Source organism: Variovorax sp. GW821-FHT06D12 (genome assembly GCF_059419205.1).
In genome coordinates this window covers 471,988-487,494 of sequence record NZ_JBWKRI010000004.1, presented here as the reverse complement: position 1 = coordinate 487,494, position 15,507 = coordinate 471,988, and the positions used below count along the sequence as shown (strand labels likewise).

Here is a 15,507-nt window from a genome sequence, read left to right as displayed (position 1 = left end):
AGTCGGCCCCCGGGGCGGTTACGCCCGAACACGGCCCGCGCGTGCGCGGGCGAAGTCCAAAGGAGTATTCATTCCGGGGGGCGGGTTGGCAATCTCGCCGGAAGAGGTATGCCGTAGCGGCGCGGTGATGCCAAGGTGCGCACGGCATGCACCTCAGGGCGCCAGCAGGAGCACCAGCGTCTGGCTCGGCACCGTGCGCACGCCGGGGCAGTTGGTGCTGTTCTGCAGCGAGGTGCTGGTCAGGCGCGTGGCGGGCATGCTGTTCAGCAGCACCGTGAAGGCGCCTGTCAGATGGCGGCTGGGCCCCATGACCGTGCCGGACGCCACCCCCAGCAACACGCCCGGGTTGTCGCCGTTGGTCATGGGAATGACCGTGCCGAGGTTGTGGGCCGGCGTGCACATGAACAGGATCGTTGGGCAGTTCGGAATGGCCATCGGCCCCATCGCGATGTTCGGATAGGGCACCGGGATCGGCGAGGGCGCGGCGGGCGTGATGCAGACATCGGGAAACCCCATGTCCGTTCCCATCATCTGGCAGTTGGCGAACATGGTGCTGCCTCAGCCAAAGTGGATTTGCGCGCCGCGCGTCTTCACCAGCTTGGCGCCGTTGATCAGCGCATGCTCGCCGCGCAGGTGCAGCAGCTCGGTTGCATCGCATTCGATGTGGGCCGCATTCACGCGGTCCAGCCCCTTGGTCGTGCGCAGGTAGTGCTGGCTGAAGTGGTTGACGCGGTCCACCACCGTGCTCAGCAGGCTGCCCACGAGCTTGACCGTGCCGGCGATCATGCGCACCCGTTCGCCGATGAACTCGGTCGAATCGAGCGACACGGTGGCGGTGGCGGCGCGCACGCCCAGGCGGTGCGACGCCAGGTGCAGTTGATCGGCCTCGAGCGCGAGCTGTCCGCCCTCCACCACGAGCCGCGTGTCGCCGCTGCACCGGAGCACGCGCTCCTGCGTGCCGGCGCAGCGCTCCAGCACCGAGAGCACCCAGATGTCGCCCGGTGCCGTGCCGAAGCACAGCACGGTGTCGCCGGCCGCCGGCACCAGCAGGCAGCCCGCGGCCGTTCGCACGGCCGCGACCTGCGCGCCCTGCCGGACACACAGCGTGCCGTTGCGTCCCGCCTCCAGCAGCGCGGTCCAGCAACGCTCGGGGGGTCCCGCGGGCGGCGCCGGGTCGGCGTCGATCGGCCTGGCGCTGCGCGGCGCGGCGGTGGCGCGGCGGACGGGGTGGTGGGCGGTGGTTTTCATGGCAGGGCTTCCAATGGAAAGAAGGGGCATCGGCCGGTGGCGCCTCAGGCCGACAGGGGGCGCCAGTCTTCGGCCTGGGCCAACTCGGGATCGGTTTCGATCGCACGGGTGCGATCCTCGATCTGCGCCTCGTCGGTCAGGGCCCGGTGCAGGCAGGTGCGCGCGAGGGTCGCACCGCGCAGGTCGGCCTGGTGCAAGTGCGCGTGGCGCAGGTCGGCGTACGTGAGGTCCGCCCCGTTGAAGCGCGCCCGGTCCAGCACGGCGCCGGCGAAATGGGCCTGGTGCAGGCGTGCGCCACTGAAGTTCGCCTGCGGCAGCCTGGCGCCGGTGAACAGTGCCTGCGTCAGCACGGCACTGGAGAAATCGACACCGGCCCCTTCGGCCTCGCAGAACAGGGCCAGGGGCGCGTCGATGCGGTCGAAGCGCGCCTCATCGAGCGTGGCGCCCTGAAAGTTGCACTGGCGCAGCGGCGCCCCGCTGAACTGGGCACCGCGCAGGTCGGCGTTCGCGAACTGGCAGCTCTCGAGCGCGACGCCGTCGAACGACACGCCGGCCAGCTGCGTGGTGGAGAACGCCACGCGCAGCAGGTGGGCGCCGCGCCACGCCACATGGCGCAGATCGCAGCCGGCCACGGTCACGTGTGTCCAGCGCGTCGATTCGGCCCCCAGGTCGATCAGGCTGCTCTCGGTCAGCACGCAGGCGTCCAGCAGCGCACCGCACAACATCGCGTGATCGAGGCGGGTCTTGGTGCAGGCGAGCATGCTCAGGTCGGCATCCGACAGGTTCGCATGCGGCGCCTGGCATTCGCTGAACACGGCCGCGTGCAGGCCGGCTCCGTGCAGGTCGACGTGGTCCATCAGGCACTGGTTGAAAACGGCGCGCTGCAGCCGCGCCCCGCCCAGCAGCGCGCCGCGCAGGTCGCACTGGTTGAACACGACCTCGCGCAGGTCGGCCCCGCGCAGATCGGCCTTGGCGAAGTTCACCCGGTCGAACAGCCCCCCCGCCAGCTGTGCATTCGAGAAATGACCGCCCGACAGGTCGAGCCCGGCAATCGACTCGCCGAGCAGCACGGCCAGGGTCAGCGTGGTGGTGTTCATCATGGCGCCGTCCTCCTCATGCGCCTGCGGCCTGCTGCTCGGGCGTGAGCCGCGGCCATGTGCGCGCGCGCTGCAGCAGGGCCCCATCGAAGCGTACGTCGCCGTCGAGCCGGGCGCGCGACAGGTCGGCAGCGAACAGGTTGCTGTTGCGCAAGTCGCAGCCGCGCAGGTCGGCGTGCTGCAGGATCGCCTCGCTGAAGTTCACGCCCGCCAGCCTGGCGCCCCGCAGCACGGTCCGGCGCAGCAACGCGCCCTTGGCCGAAGCCAGCCGCCAGTCGCTGTCGGGCAGCCGGGCCTCGCACAGGTTGGCGCCGTCGAGCACGCTGCCGAGCAGCCGCGCGCGCGACATGTCCGCAGCGCCGAAGTTGGCACCCTGCATCCGCGCCCCGGAAAAATCCGCGTCGGCCAGGTCGCAGTGCTGGGCGAACACCATGCCCATGCCGCGTGCACCGCCGAAGCGGGCCCCCGTCAGCTTGCAGGTGATCAGGTTGGCCTGGGCCAGGTGGGCTTCGCGGAAGTCGGCCTCCGTGAGGTCGCATTCGACGAACTGGCAGCCCGCGAGATCGGCCTCGGCGAGCGAGAGACCCGGCAGCGACAGCCGGTAGAAAAGCTGCTCGGGCGCCTGCAGCCCGTGCGCATCGGTGCCGTCCCAGCGCGTGCCGATCAGCATGGCGCCCTTCATCTTGGCGCGTCGCAGCGAGAGGCCCCCCAGGTCGGCATGCGACAGCTGCGTCGCGCTGAAATCGGCCTCGTCGAACACTGCGCCTTGCCAGCGCGTGCAACCCAGGTTGGCGCCCTGAAGGATGGCCCGGATGCCGATCGCGCCGTCGAGGTTCGCATGCGCCAGCACCGCCGCCGTGAAGTTCGCGCCCGACACGTTGGCTTTTCCGAAGTCCACGCTCTCGAGCCACGCGCCGGCGAAGTTGACATCGCGCAGGTCCAGCCCCGAGAAGTCGGCGCCGGTGAAGTCCATGCCGCCGAAGAACCGCAGTCCGCCGGCCAGTGCCTGCTTCATGCCGTCCTTCAGTGTCTGGGCCTGCGCCGCCTGCATCGCGGGTGCGGGCTGCTGCGCGTGTGCGCCCTGCAGATAGCCAAGCCGCTCCATCGCTTCCTGCTGCAGCAACTGGCCATGCACGGCCGCGAGGTCGAACGCACCGGTCGCGCCGGCGTTCGCGCCCTGGAGCTGCGCCAGCGCCACGTCTGCATTGAAGAGCGGCGGCCCCCGATGCTCGATGGGCTTCATGGCCGGGTTCGCCTTGCGCGCCGCCACCGCCTGCTCGAGGGCATCGAGCGCATCGTCGACGGCCGCCAGCTTCTGCGCTTCGGCCTCCTGCAGCTTCTGCTTCAGGTGGGCCACGCGCTGCGCCGGCGCTGGGGGCGCTTCGCGCGACGGCATGACGATGCCCATGGCATCCGGGTCGCGGCCGCTGGCGCGCACCTCTTCCCGCGCGAGGGCCACGTCGATCTCGGCGCGGCGGTACTGCGCCTGCGCCTGCAGGCCCTGGCTCGCGAAGGCCTCTGCGGCTCGCTCGGCCTCGGGGTCCACCGCGTCCAGCCCCTCGGGCAGCAGGTCGCTGTCGTCCAGGCATTCGACCCCGCCCCATCGCGGGTCGGCGCGTCGCGCCAGCGCATCGAGGTAGTGGGTGTCGGGCCGCGACGCATCGACGCGCTCGACGGCGCCGAGCAGCCCGTGCACGTCGGAGCCGTCGTCGGTGGCCACCTCGGCCAGCCCCTGGAACAGCAGCAGCGCCCGCTCGGCATGCGGAAAGAACCAGACCGTCGTCAGGCGCAGCGGCACTTCGCGCAGGCGCGGCTCGGCGGCGCCGACGGCTCGGTAGTCGGCGAACACGCGCGCACGCAGGCCGGGCAGCCGGCCTTCGAGCCGCGGCTTCTGCGGATGCATGTGATCGAACTGGAAAGGCTCGTCGCCGCGCAACGGGGCGTCGAACCACTGGTCCTCGGGGGCGAGATTGAAATAGCGCCAGTCCAGGTCGGGCGCGAAGCCCGGCGCATGCGCCTTGAGGTAGTCCGCGTCGTAGGTGCCGCGAAAACGCGCGCGCTCCGGATGCATCGGCCCCCGCAGGCCGAAGCCGGCGGGCGCCACGGGCTGTGCCGGATCGCGCAGGGGCTGATCGGGCCGCTCGATGTTGGGCAGCCGATGGAACCCGCCTTCGGGCACCGCGCCGATGCCCTCGGGGTTGGCCGGCACCGCGGCGCCCCCGTAGGCATGCGTGGCGTGGATGGGCATCGCGTCGAACGGCAGCGGCGCACTGGCCTTCGTGCCCTCCCAGTGGCGATCGCCGAAGACGAGCAGGGTCTTGCTGCGGCTGCCCAGCCGCGCGCGCACCGCGCAGGCGCTCGGGCTTTCAGCGGGAGGAAAGGCTTGGCCGTGCACGAGGAACTCGGGCGTGAGCTTGGCCACGCCCTCGTCGACCAGCGGCACCGCCATCTCGCGTCCGATGAAGTTCCAGGCCGACTGCTCGCCCCACAGCGTGCCGCCCTCGGCCTGCTCGAACGGCACGTGCAGCATGGCCGTCACGCACAGGCCGAAGCGCTTGCGGTACTCGATCGGCCGGGTGCTCAGGCAGACAGCCTGGGGTTTGACGACTTGCATGATGATTCGCGCGCTGGCCTTCTTCCCGATCAGCCGTTGGGATGGGTGGGGTTGCCGGCGTCATCGCGGCCGAGCAGCTCGCCGGCGCCGCGTTCGCTGCCCACGGCGTCGACGCCGGGGATCATGCCCAGCAGTGCCAGCACCGCGCCGCCGGTGCCCACCGTCGCGACCGTGAGGGCGCCGTCGTTGAGATTGGTGCTCACCAGATTGCGCATGCGCTCCAGCCGTCCGCGCATGCCGGGGATGCGGTCGATGTCGCTGCTCGAGAGAATTTCGTTCATCAACTTCCTCGCGTCGGCGTACTGGGAACCCAGGGACGCCGCGCCGCTGATCATGGAAACGGCACCGTACGCAAGGCTCGCGACTGCCCCCACCGTCCCGGCGGTGGCCATGGCGCCCGTCGCGGCGGTGCCCGCCCCGGCCCCGGCGCCCGGCATGATCGAATGCAGCGGGGCCTGCCGCACCGAGGTGCCGTCCCGCTCGATCTTGAGGCCGGCCACCGATTCCATGCTGATGGCCAAGGTGTTGTCGACCTTCAACCCGAGGAAGTTCGACATCGCGATGCCCAGCGCGTTGTCCATGCTCAGCCCCATGAAGGTCGAGCGGGCGACGCCGAGATTGAAGTCGGTGTTGTTGCCGATGTAGCCGCTGGTGTTGGGGCCGAGCACCGTGGTGTTCGAGCCCACCGACACGGTGTTAATGTTGCCGATGGCCACCATGTTGAGCTCGGTGTTGCTCACCAGCGTGTACTTCTGGAACGCCGCGGCATACGGTGCGGCATTGGCATCGATCTTCATCGAGTTGCCGCCGGTCACCTTGAACTCCATGTGCCCGGCCTCGAAAAGCATGGTCGGGGCCTTGTACTTCACCCCGCCCTTCACCGTGACGGTCTGCGTGCCCGTGACCGTGCGCGTCTCGTTGCCGCCCGTGATGTCGGTGCGGTTGCCGTCGGACTGGATCTTGTGATGGCCCTTCACCAGCAACGCATGGTCGATGTCGACATTCGTGGTCTGGTAGCCCACCACATGGTTGTCCTGGTTCTTGCCGACCGTGAGCTTCTGGAACTTCTGGATGATCGTGGTGTCGTTGTTCTCCACGGTCGTCTTGCGGTCCCGCACGACCGTGGAGGTCTGGTCGCGCTTCACGGTCACGGTCTGGTCGCGGTCCACCGTGGTGGAGTCGTCCAGCTCCACGCTGCGGCTCATGTTCTTCTCGGCGTGGATGTTGATGTTCTCCTCGCCCTTCTTGTCCTCGAACATGATCTCGTTGTAGTTGTTCACGCCGCCGCCCGGCGTGGACCGGGTCCGGAAGCCGCTCTGCGTGGGCGACTTGTACGGAATGGGCTGGTCGTCGTTGTAGACGCGGCCCACGATCACCGGGCGGTCGGGGTCGCCGTTGAGGAAGTCGACGATCACCTCCTGGCCGATGCGCGGCGCGAAGTAGCCGCCCCAGCCCTTGCCGCCCCAGGGCTGCGACACGCGCACCCAGCAGGTCGACTTCTCGTTGCTCTCGTCGTAGCGGTCCCAGTGAAAGTGCACCTTCACGCGGCCGTGGTCGTCCACGTGCAACTCGTCGCCCTTGGGGCCGACCACGATCGCGGTCTGCGGGCCGGGCATGGTCACGCGCGGCGTGAGGCGCGGCGCGCGGAAGGGCCGGTCGACCGGCATCACGGTGAGCAGGAACAGGCTGCTGCCGGTCTGCGCGGCGGCCAGCGCGGGCGTGGCGGCGATCAGCTCTTCCAGCACCGGCAGGGTGTCGGCGTTCACGGCATCGTCGCGCAGCACCTCGGCCAGCGCGCGCTGCACGGGCTGGGCCGGCGCGCTGGCGCTCACGCCCTCGTAGCCGCGGTGGCTGGCGATGAAGGTGCAGGCGGCGATCACGTAGTCGCCGTTGCGCGTGCCGTCGGGGTCGTCCTCGAACTTGAAGCTGCGCCCGGCCGCCACGTCGGGCCACGGCGTGAGCGCCCAGTGGCGGTCGCGGCGCGCATTGAGTTCGTCGCCGCGCAGCTTGGCGCGCGTCTCGGCGTCGTCGCCGCTGAAGTAGCCGCCGGGGAACTCGAACATCTCGAACTCGGCGAGCTCGTGCTGGTCGGAGCTGTCGATGTCGGCACCCAGCTTCTTCTTGATGGCCTTGAAGTCGCTGTCGCGCGACGAATGCTTGCCGGTGTCGAACTGCCGCGCGCTGACCCAGCGCGAGATCTCGTTGAAGCGCGGCTCGGCCGCGTGGACGGCCATGTGGCGCAGCGTGTCGGTCGCGGGCAGCTTGTCGTGCGCCAGGTCGCTGGCGTCCGACAGGTGCATGGTGCCGGGCGCGTCGTGCGCGTCGAACCAGTAGTAGATGCCCTCGTCCTCCAGCAGGCGCGAGAGGAACTGGTAGTCGCTCTCCTGGTGCTGCACGCAGTAGCGGCGCGGGTTGTGCGTGCCGATGACGTTGGTGGCCTTGGTCTTCTTGAAGCGCTTGATCGGGCTGTCCTCGAACACCGCGTCGAGCACCTCGAGCACCTTCTTTTCCTGGTGGATGCGCGAGTTGGCGCGCTTGGTGAGCAGCCAGAACCACGAGCGCAGCGCGATGCGGTACTCGTAGTGCCGTCCGATGTGGCCCGCGCGCACGAAGCGCACCGCGTGGCCCTGGCAATGCCGCTCGTGCGCGCCGCCGTCGGCGTCCTTGAACTCGATGACCACGTCGAAGGCGTGGCCCAGGATGTCCTTGGCGGCGAGGTCCTTGTTCTTGGACAGCACGGTGAGCTCGTAGGCCGCGGGGCGCGCCAGCGCCTCGTGCCCGACGATGCGCCAGAACATCAGGTCGTCCTTGGCGGGCGAATCGCTCTCGATGCGGAACTCGTGGTCGGCCATCTTGGGTCTCTCGGAAGTGGGGCGTCGCGCAGCGGGGGGCTCAGTCGAACGCGTAGGTGAAGTCGGCGTCCTTCACGTCGAGCGCCACGCGGCGGATCTCGCCACCCGAGGCCAGGCGTTGCAGGTACTCGACCGAAATGGTGGGCAGCACGGTGTTGGTGAGGATCGCGTCGATCACGCGCCCGCCCGACTCCGGGTCCTGGCAGCGCGCGACCACCTGCTCGATCACCGCCTCGGTGTATTCGAAGGGCACGCCGTGGTTGGTTTCCACGCGCTTCTTGATGCGGCCCAGCTGCAGCCGCACGATCTTCTTCATCATCTCGGGCGACAGCGGGTAGTAGGGAATGGTGACGATGCGGCCCAAGAGCGCGGGCGGGAACACCTTCATGAGCGGCGCCTTGAGCGCATCGGCCAGCGCGTTCGAATCGGGCAGCAACTCGGGGTCGCGGCACATGCTCATCACGAGCTCGCTGCCGGCGTTGGTGGTCAGCAGGATGATCGTGTTCTTGAAATCGATCATGCGGCCCTCGCCGTCTTCCATCCAGCCCTTGTCGAAGACCTGGAAGAAGATCTCGTGCACGTCGGGGTGGGCCTTCTCCACTTCGTCGAGCAGCACCACGCTGTAGGGACGGCGGCGCACGGCCTCGGTCAGGATGCCGCCCTCGCCGTAGCCCACGTAGCCGGGCGGCGCGCCCTTGAGCGTGGAGACGGTGTGCGCCTCCTGGAACTCGCTCATGTTGATGGTGATGATGTTCTGCTCACCGCCGTACAGCGCCTCGGCCAGCGCCAGCGCGGTCTCGGTCTTGCCCACGCCCGAGGTGCCGCAGAGCATGAAGACACCGATGGGTTTCTGCGGGTTGTCCAGCCGCGCGCGCGAGGTCTGGATGCGGCGCGCGATCATCTCCAGGCCGTGCTTCTGGCCGATGACGCGCTGGTTGAGCGTGTCGGCGAGCTTGAGCACCGCCTCCACTTCGTTCTTCACCATGCGGCCGACGGGAATGCCGGTCCAGTCGGCGACGACGGAGGCCACGGCCTGCTCGTCGACCGACGGCAGGATGAGCGGCGACTCGCCCTGCACCGCGTGGATCTTCGCCTGCAGTTCGTGCAGCTCGGCCAGCAGCGTGGCGCGGTCGGGGGCGGCCTCGGCGGCGGCTTCACCGGCCGCCGGTTCATCGACCGGCTTGTTGCCCGCGCGCAGCTTGCTGCGCAACTCGAGCAGGCGATCGACCAGCCCCTTCTCTTCCTGCCAGCGCGCATTCAACGCTTCGAGCTGCACCTTCGATTCGGCCAACAGCGTGGCCACCAACGCGGCGCGCTTGGTCACGTCGATGCCGATGGCTTCTTCGCGGCCGATGATCTCCTGCTCGACCGTGAGGCCTTCGATGCGGCGCATGCAGTCTTCCACCTCGGGCGGCGTCGCGTGCTGCGACACGGCCACGCGTGCGCAGGCGGTGTCGAGCAGGCTCACGGCCTTGTCGGGCAGCTGGCGCGCGGGAATGTAGCGGTGCGAGAGCTTCACGGCCGCTTCGATGGCCTCGTCGAGCAGCTGCACGCGGTGGTGCTTCTCGAGCACGCTGGCCACGCCGCGCAGCATGAGGATCGCCTTGGTCTCGTCGGGCTCGGGCACCTGCACGACCTGGAAGCGCCGCGTGAGCGCCGGGTCTTTCTCGATGTACTTCTTGTACTCGGCCCAGGTGGTGGCGCCGATGGTGCGCAGGTTGCCGCGCGCCAGCGCCGGCTTGAGCAGGTTGGCCGCATCGCCGGTACCGGCCGCACCGCCCGCACCGACCAGGGTGTGGATCTCGTCGATGAACAGGATGATCGGCGTGGGCGAACTCTGCACCTCGTCGATCACCTGGCGCAGGCGCTGCTCGAACTCGCCCTTCATGCTCGCACCGGCCTGCAAGAGGCCGATGTCGAGCGTGAGCAGCTTCACGTCCTTCAGCTGCGGCGGCACATCGCCGCGCGCCAGGCGCTGCGCGAAGCCTTCCACCACCGCGGTCTTGCCCACACCCGCCTCACCCGTCAGCAGCGGGTTGTTCTGGCGGCGGCGCATGAGGATGTCGACGATCTGGCGGATTTCCTCGTCCCGCCCGGTCACCGGATCCATCTCTCCCTTCTTGGCTTTCTCCGTGAGGTCGACAGCAAATTTCTTGAGGGCATCGCCCTTGCCCATGGCGGCCGGCGCCATGGCGCCCGAGTCTTCGCCGGGTGCACCGCTGCCCATGCCGGTGCCGTCCTGGGCGCGCATCTGCGCTTCGGGCGAGGCGTCGCAAATCTTGGGGAAGTTGTCGGCCAGGTCTTCGACCTTGATCTTCTCGAACTGCTTCGACAAGCCGAACAGCGGGTTGCGCAGGCTCTGCGTCTTCAGCATGCCCACCAGGATGTAGCCGGTGCGCACCTGCGCTTCGCCGAACTGCAGGGTGGCGTAGGTCCAGGCGCGTTCGATGGCGTTCTCGATGTGCGGCGAGAAGTCGCTGATGGCGGTGGCGCCGCGCGGCAGGCGGTCGAGCGCGGCCGTCATGTCTTTGGCGATCACCGACACGTCGAGGCTGTAGTGCTGGATCACGCGGTGCAGGTCGGAGTCCTGCGCCTGCAGCAGCTGGGCGAACCAGTGCTCCAGCTCCACATACGGATTGCCGCGCATCTTGCAGAAGACGGTGGCGCCCTCGATGGCCTTGTAGGCCAGCGAGTTGAGTTTGCCGAAGAGGGCGGTGCGGCTGATTTCACTCATGGAGGACTCCGTATCTCTTCTGAACGAATGAAGATGGGTTTATTGAAAAGAGGCGGACTGCTTCGGCAGGCGCGCCCTCGACGGCTGGCTGGCAATGCGCACGTCGGCCGCATCGCGCGTGCGCGGGCGTTCGCCGAGCCACGAGACCCAGCCCAGGCGCGGGCCGTTGCCCCGGGCCTGGCCCAGGCGCGTGGGCGGCACCTGTACTTTCTCGAGCACCAGCTGGGCGTCCCATTCGAGGGTGTCGCCGAGCAGCTGCTGCATCCAGCGCTGCAGCACGGGCTGCGCGTCGCCGGTGGGAAGGAACATGCGGTACTGGTCGATCGTGAGCGGCCCCAGGTGCAGCCGCACGCGGTGCTGGCGGTCCCACGCGCGCGTGCCGAGCATCGCGCCCATGCCCATCGCGCGCGAACTCTCGCCCTGCCCCAGCCGCGTGACCTCGTCCGTGGGCACGCGCATCCAGTGGCCGACCCAGCGCTCCAGCTTCACCGGCACGCCGAAATAACTGCACAGCACCGACTCCACGCTTTCCGCGTTGTGCACGCGGCGCGCGAGCCAGCCCGAGAAGTGCAGGCGCGCGTCGTCGTGGATCTCGTCGCGGTCGATGCGCCCCGGCGTGCCGATGCCGACCAGCGCGCCGACCTGCAGGCGGAAGCGGTCTTCGCCGGGCCGGTCGAGCGCCACGGCCGGGCGCGACTGCGCCCACGCGCGGTAGAAGTGCAGCGAGAAGCGGTGCGAGAAGGTGTCGAGAAAGGCCAGCCAGGTCGGGTCGCCGTGGTTCAGGCTGCGCTCGCGGATGAAGTCGCTCAGGTGCACCGGCAGCGGGCCGTTCGGGCCGATGTAGCCGAAGAAGTGCTGGCGCAGGCGCGGCGGCGAATGCGCGGTGGCCGGCTCGAAGCGGCTGAAGCTGGCGGGCGCGAACGACAGCGAGGGCTCCTGCCCCACGCGCACCGGTTCGGCGCTGGGCAGCAAGGCGCGGCCCCAGCGCGGCGTGGTCTTCGCGACGGACTCGATACGCCGCATCACGGCGAAGTAGTCGAAGTCCCACGGCTGCGCCGACCACCCGCGCAGCGCCTGGTCCACCCGCGTGCTTACAGAATCTGGCGTGTCCCGCACAGCGGCCTCCAGCGCATGGCTTCGCCCTTGCCCGCGATGCGCAGCACGGTCTCGACGAAGTGGTTCACCTCGACATGGCGCGCGAGAAACTGCGCCAGCACGGCGCCGAACAGGAAGGCGCTGTGGCCGTGGAAGGCGTCCTTGTCGACCTCCAGCGTCACCTCGAGCCCGCGCCCGAAGGCGATCGGGCCCGCGAGCGGCAGGCGCCGCGCCACGGGTTTGCTCTTGACCGACAGCAGGCCGCGCACCTGGCCCTGGCGCATCTCGTCGGCATGCACGGCGTAGAGCATGAGCGTCTCGCGCAGCGCGGCGGCGCCCTGCTCCGGCGTGCTGTCGGACAGCGACAGGTAATTGAGCGCCAGGTGGTCGATGACGCGCCAGCCCAGCCCCTGACTCACGACCGGCGACACCGGCCGCGACGGCCCGCGCACCATGCGCACGCGCTGCACGGGAAAGGAGTCGACGCAGTCGAAGTCGTTGTCGCGCCCCAGCGGCATCAAGAGCGGCAGGTCGCGGTTGGTGCACAGCGCGGTCACGGCGAGCTGGCGCAGCGTGGCGGCGTACGGCGCCTGCTGCGGGTCGACGATCTGCATGTAGACCTCGGAGCCGATGTGGCTGCTGCGGTGGCCTTCGGTGCGCTGGCGCACCGAGAGCATGCGCGGCTCGCGCGTGGTCGTGAAGTAGGCCGGGTGGCTGTTGCGGCTGCCGTGGAAGGCCGAGTAGAACGGCCGGAACGGCTGCTCGGCCACCGCGGCGTCGGCCCCCGGTGCGCCGTGACCGATGACCTCGGTGACGGTGTGCACCTCGAAGTCCTGCGGGCGCGTGCGGTCGGGCACCAGGTGGAACTGGCTCACGCCTTCGGTCACCGGCACGCGGTCGAGCCGCTTGGTGAACAGGTTGACGGCGGGCACGCAGTGCAGCTGCACGTTGTCGACGCTCACCAGCTTCTCGAGCGCCGCATCGCCGCGCGAAAACAGCAGCACGATCTCCAGCTCGGTCACCGGCATCGTCGCGAGCAGCGCCTGCAGCCCGCCGATGCGCACGAACTGGAAGCGCTGCGGGAACGCGAAGTACTCCTGCAGAAGCCGGAAGCCCGAGAAGCCCGTGGCCGTGACCGGCAGCAGCGCCTCGTCGTCCCCGAAGCCGACCGCGCCGATGGCGCTGCCCGGCAGGCTGCGCATGGCGCCTTGCAAGGCACCACTGGCCGTGAGCGGTCGCACCCACACGCCGATGGGCTGGCCCAGCGCGCATTCGTGCAGCTGCCAGGCCACGTCTTCCGCGCCGCCGAAGTGCAGCACCAGCTCGTCGAGCGCGATCTGGCTGAAGTCCAGCCCCGCCGTGGCGCGCAGTGCGATGCGCAGGCCGCCGCGGATGGCGCGCGACTGCGGGTGGGTGTTCAGCGGCAGGTCAGGCGCGTAGGTGAAGTACTGGGCGCGCTGCACCTCGATCGGCCAGATGCGCAGCGCGGCGGCGGTGCGGAACTCGCAGTGCGTGTTCTGCCCCACGGCCTGGCGCGCGCGCAGGCCGGCGCCGCGCGGCAACGTGGGGCCGGCCGCGAGGTTGGCGTCTTCCGGGTCGGGCACGAACGACACCACCGTCATCGCCGGCGTGGGCGCCAGGAAGTGCGGGTAGACGATGTCGAGCAGGTGGCCCGTGAAGCGCGGGTATTCGGCATCGAGCTTCAGGCCCACGCGCGCCGAGAGAAAGGCCGTGGCCTCGATCAGCCGCTCCACGTACGGGTCGGCGACTTCCTGGCCCTCGATGCCCAGCCGGTGCGCGATCTTCGGGAACGCACGGGCGAACTCCGAGGCGCTTTCGCGGAAGTAGCGCAGCTCCTGCTCGTACAGGCTCAGCAGCCGAGGGTCCATGTGGACTTACCTTGGGTTTTGCGCCATGTCCACGATCTCTATGCGGCCCTCTTCCAGATCGACGCGGCTTCGCATGAGGAACTCGAGCGGCACGGGCTGCGCCCACAGCATGCCGCGGATCTGCAGGCCGATGCTGTTGTGGGACTCCAGGGCCGGGCCTTCCATGACGAGTTCGACTTCGAGTGTGCGGGACAAAATGCGCGGCTCGAACTGCAGGATTGCGTTCTTCAAAGCCTGTTCCATGCTGACACGCTGCACCGACGAGGTGAACTGGCCAGACAGCATAGGCAATCCGTAGTTGATGACGGAGCGCGCGGCATTCGGGTGCTGCTTGTCGTCCATCGACAGGCCGTGCCCCGTGGCATTGAAGAGCCAGCCGAGGTCGCGCAGCACGGCCTGGCGCAGCGCCTGCTTGGTGAGCGTGCGCTTGTCGTCGCCCTCGCGCTTCTCGTCGGGCGCGTGGTCGACGAGGCGGTCGAGCAGCGAAGGCTGCAGCCGCTCCTGCGCGGTGAGTTCAGCCACCGCCGCTGCTTTCGCCGCCTTCGGCCGCATCGGCGGCGGCGGGCGTGAAGAGGATCTCGCGCACGTCCATCAGCGCGTACTCGCCCGCGTCGCTGCCGAGCACGCGCTGGCCGTAGCCGGCCCAGACCTCGGGGCGCAGCTCGCGCCACTCGGTCTTGCGCGCCAGGCGCAGCTCGCCGTCCTCCTGCGCCTCGGTGCCTTCGTAGCGCGTGGGTATGAGCGCCAGCGTTTCGCCGCCGTTCTCGAACTGCAGGTGCGCGGGCATCCAGACGCAGTCGCGCAGGTCTTCGGGCGGCTCGATCTTGATGTGTGCCAGGCGCGCGTAGGGAATCCAGTAGTACTTGCCGTTGACGAAGGCCTCGAGCACCGGGCCCAGGCGCATGTCGGCGTCGGCCAGCCATTCGAAGGGTGCGCCGTCGATGGTGCCGGCGATGGCGGGCGCGCCGTCGAAGGCGCGCTGGCGCAGGTCTTCGGCCAGCCCGCTCTCGCCGCGGCCTTGCCGCAGCAGCGATTCGATGAGCAGTGCCAGCCATTCATCGGGCTGGCCGAAGATCATCGGCGTGCGCGTGCCGGCGAACACGTCGGCGCGCAGGCCTTCGCAGCGCACGGCCTCGCCGTACACCTGCTTCATGGGCACGGCGAGCGCGTCGAGCTCGGCCGCAACGGTGAGCTGGTTGAGCGCGCGCTCCCACTGCCCGAGCACGCACAAGAGCTGCGCCATGAAGACGCGGTGCTTGGAGTCGGAGGGCTTGGCGCGCACGTCGTCGCTCAGGGCCTTGAGGGCGGCCACCGGGTCGGCGGCCTTGAGGAAGTCTGCGGCGGTCGTCGTCATGGCGGTGTGCTCCTGGGGGCGTTCGGATTCAGGTCCGGGTGAACTGGCATTCGCGCACCGCGCCGCGCGCGCCGCTGGTCTTCTGCGGGGCCGACTTGATCTTCACCGTGCGGTAGCTGATGGAGACCAGCTCCGAGGGCACGCCCCAGTGGCCGCCGGAGTTGAGCACCAGCCGGCAGATGCGCGCGTTCTCCAGCGAGATCTCGAAGGTCGCCTGCGCCTCGGGCGACTGCGGATCGCCGCCGGCCTTGTAGGCGCTGATGACGACCTTCAGGTCTTTTTCCTGCGCGCGCAGCAGGCTGGCGAGCGTGGCCGTGGCCGCGTCGCTGCGGCGCGCGACGACCAGGTTGTGGGGCACGACCTGGTTCTGCGCGGACGACTCGGGCACCTGCACCGACCAGTAGTAGCCGCCGATGTTCAGGCGCGCCTTGCCGTCGTCGAAGACGCGTTCGAGTTCGCCTTCGACGGGCGAGCCCTTGCTCTCGATCATCATGACCAGGTCGGTCTCGGCCGAGCCGGTGCCGATCAGTTCGTAGAACTGCCGTGCGTCTTCGGGGCTCCAGGAGCCGTCTTCGAGAAATGCCATGTCAACCTCCGGATTCGGACAAAGAAAACTGGACCGGG

Annotated in this window: 11 protein-coding genes; all 11 read right to left on the bottom strand. The window is 69.3% G+C overall.

From position 1 onward, the window contains the following. Nucleotides 1-153: 153 nt before the first annotated feature. Genes AC07SQ_RS15850 through AC07SQ_RS15800 form a run of 11 tightly spaced genes read right to left on the bottom strand, consistent with a single transcriptional unit; the run spans nucleotide 154 to nucleotide 15,469 of the window. Nucleotides 154-549, bottom strand: a complete 396-nt coding sequence (locus AC07SQ_RS15850; RefSeq protein ID WP_056584565.1) for a DUF4150 domain-containing protein — start codon at nucleotides 547-549, stop codon at nucleotides 154-156. Nucleotides 550-558: 9 nt separating this feature from the next. Next, nucleotides 559-1,248 (bottom strand): DUF3540 domain-containing protein, encoded by a 690-nt coding sequence (locus AC07SQ_RS15845; protein ID WP_180838813.1) that lies wholly within the window; start codon nucleotides 1,246-1,248, stop codon nucleotides 559-561. 44 nt (nucleotides 1,249-1,292) lie between these two features. After that, nucleotides 1,293-2,348 (bottom strand): pentapeptide repeat-containing protein, encoded by a 1,056-nt coding sequence (locus AC07SQ_RS15840; RefSeq protein WP_495273437.1) that lies wholly within the window; start codon nucleotides 2,346-2,348, stop codon nucleotides 1,293-1,295. 13 nt (nucleotides 2,349-2,361) lie between these two features. Then, nucleotides 2,362-4,959, bottom strand: a complete 2,598-nt coding sequence (locus tag AC07SQ_RS15835; protein WP_495273436.1) for a DUF2169 family type VI secretion system accessory protein — start codon at nucleotides 4,957-4,959, stop codon at nucleotides 2,362-2,364. 29 nt (nucleotides 4,960-4,988) lie between these two features. Further along, complete coding sequence (locus AC07SQ_RS15830) at nucleotides 4,989-7,811, bottom strand: type VI secretion system Vgr family protein (RefSeq protein ID WP_492700353.1); 2,823 nt, start codon at nucleotides 7,809-7,811, stop codon at nucleotides 4,989-4,991. A gap of 40 nt (nucleotides 7,812-7,851) precedes the next feature. Continuing rightward, on the bottom strand, nucleotides 7,852-10,545 hold the full coding sequence (gene tssH, locus AC07SQ_RS15825) for a type VI secretion system ATPase TssH (RefSeq protein ID WP_495273435.1): 2,694 nt from the start codon (nucleotides 10,543-10,545) through the stop codon (nucleotides 7,852-7,854). A 39-nt stretch (nucleotides 10,546-10,584) separates the two neighbouring features. Next, nucleotides 10,585-11,628 (bottom strand): type VI secretion system baseplate subunit TssG, encoded by a 1,044-nt coding sequence (gene tssG, locus AC07SQ_RS15820; RefSeq protein ID WP_495273434.1) that lies wholly within the window; start codon nucleotides 11,626-11,628, stop codon nucleotides 10,585-10,587. An 8-nt stretch (nucleotides 11,629-11,636) separates the two neighbouring features. After that, nucleotides 11,637-13,529, bottom strand: coding sequence for a type VI secretion system baseplate subunit TssF (gene tssF / locus AC07SQ_RS15815; RefSeq protein ID WP_495273433.1), 1,893 nt, complete (start codon nucleotides 13,527-13,529; stop codon nucleotides 11,637-11,639). Between the two features lie 6 nt (nucleotides 13,530-13,535). Then, nucleotides 13,536-14,051 carry a type VI secretion system baseplate subunit TssE gene (tssE, locus tag AC07SQ_RS15810; protein ID WP_062481207.1) on the bottom strand — a complete coding sequence of 172 codons (516 nt, stop codon included), beginning with the start codon at nucleotides 14,049-14,051 and terminating at the stop codon, nucleotides 13,536-13,538. Further along, complete coding sequence (locus AC07SQ_RS15805) at nucleotides 14,044-14,883, bottom strand: type VI secretion system accessory protein TagJ (protein ID WP_495273432.1); 840 nt, start codon at nucleotides 14,881-14,883, stop codon at nucleotides 14,044-14,046. Before AC07SQ_RS15805 ends, tssE begins: the two co-directional genes overlap by 8 nt. Before the next feature lie 28 nt (nucleotides 14,884-14,911). After that, nucleotides 14,912-15,469: a type VI secretion system tube protein Hcp gene (locus AC07SQ_RS15800; protein WP_056584544.1), complete on the bottom strand. Its 558-nt coding sequence runs from the start codon at nucleotides 15,467-15,469 to the stop codon at nucleotides 14,912-14,914. Between the last annotated feature and the right edge of the window lie 38 nt (nucleotides 15,470-15,507).

What these genes read in the sequence shown, in the direction of transcription:
- AC07SQ_RS15850 (WP_056584565.1), bottom strand. Translation starts at nt 549, where the DNA reads ATGTTCGCCAACTGCCAGATGATGGGAACGGACATGGGGTTTCCCGAT.
- AC07SQ_RS15845 (WP_180838813.1), bottom strand. Translation starts at nt 1,248, where the DNA reads ATGAAAACCACCGCCCACCACCCCGTCCGCCGCGCCACCGCCGCGCCG.
- AC07SQ_RS15840 (WP_495273437.1), bottom strand. Translation starts at nt 2,348, where the DNA reads ATGATGAACACCACCACGCTGACCCTGGCCGTGCTGCTCGGCGAGTCG.
- AC07SQ_RS15835 (WP_495273436.1), bottom strand. Translation starts at nt 4,959, where the DNA reads ATGCAAGTCGTCAAACCCCAGGCTGTCTGCCTGAGCACCCGGCCGATC.
- AC07SQ_RS15830 (WP_492700353.1), bottom strand. Translation starts at nt 7,811, where the DNA reads ATGGCCGACCACGAGTTCCGCATCGAGAGCGATTCGCCCGCCAAGGAC.
- tssH (WP_495273435.1), bottom strand. Translation starts at nt 10,545, where the DNA reads ATGAGTGAAATCAGCCGCACCGCCCTCTTCGGCAAACTCAACTCGCTG.
- tssF (WP_495273433.1), bottom strand. Translation starts at nt 13,529, where the DNA reads ATGGACCCTCGGCTGCTGAGCCTGTACGAGCAGGAGCTGCGCTACTTC.
- AC07SQ_RS15805 (WP_495273432.1), bottom strand. Translation starts at nt 14,883, where the DNA reads ATGACGACGACCGCCGCAGACTTCCTCAAGGCCGCCGACCCGGTGGCC.
- AC07SQ_RS15800 (WP_056584544.1), bottom strand. Translation starts at nt 15,469, where the DNA reads ATGGCATTTCTCGAAGACGGCTCCTGGAGCCCCGAAGACGCACGGCAG.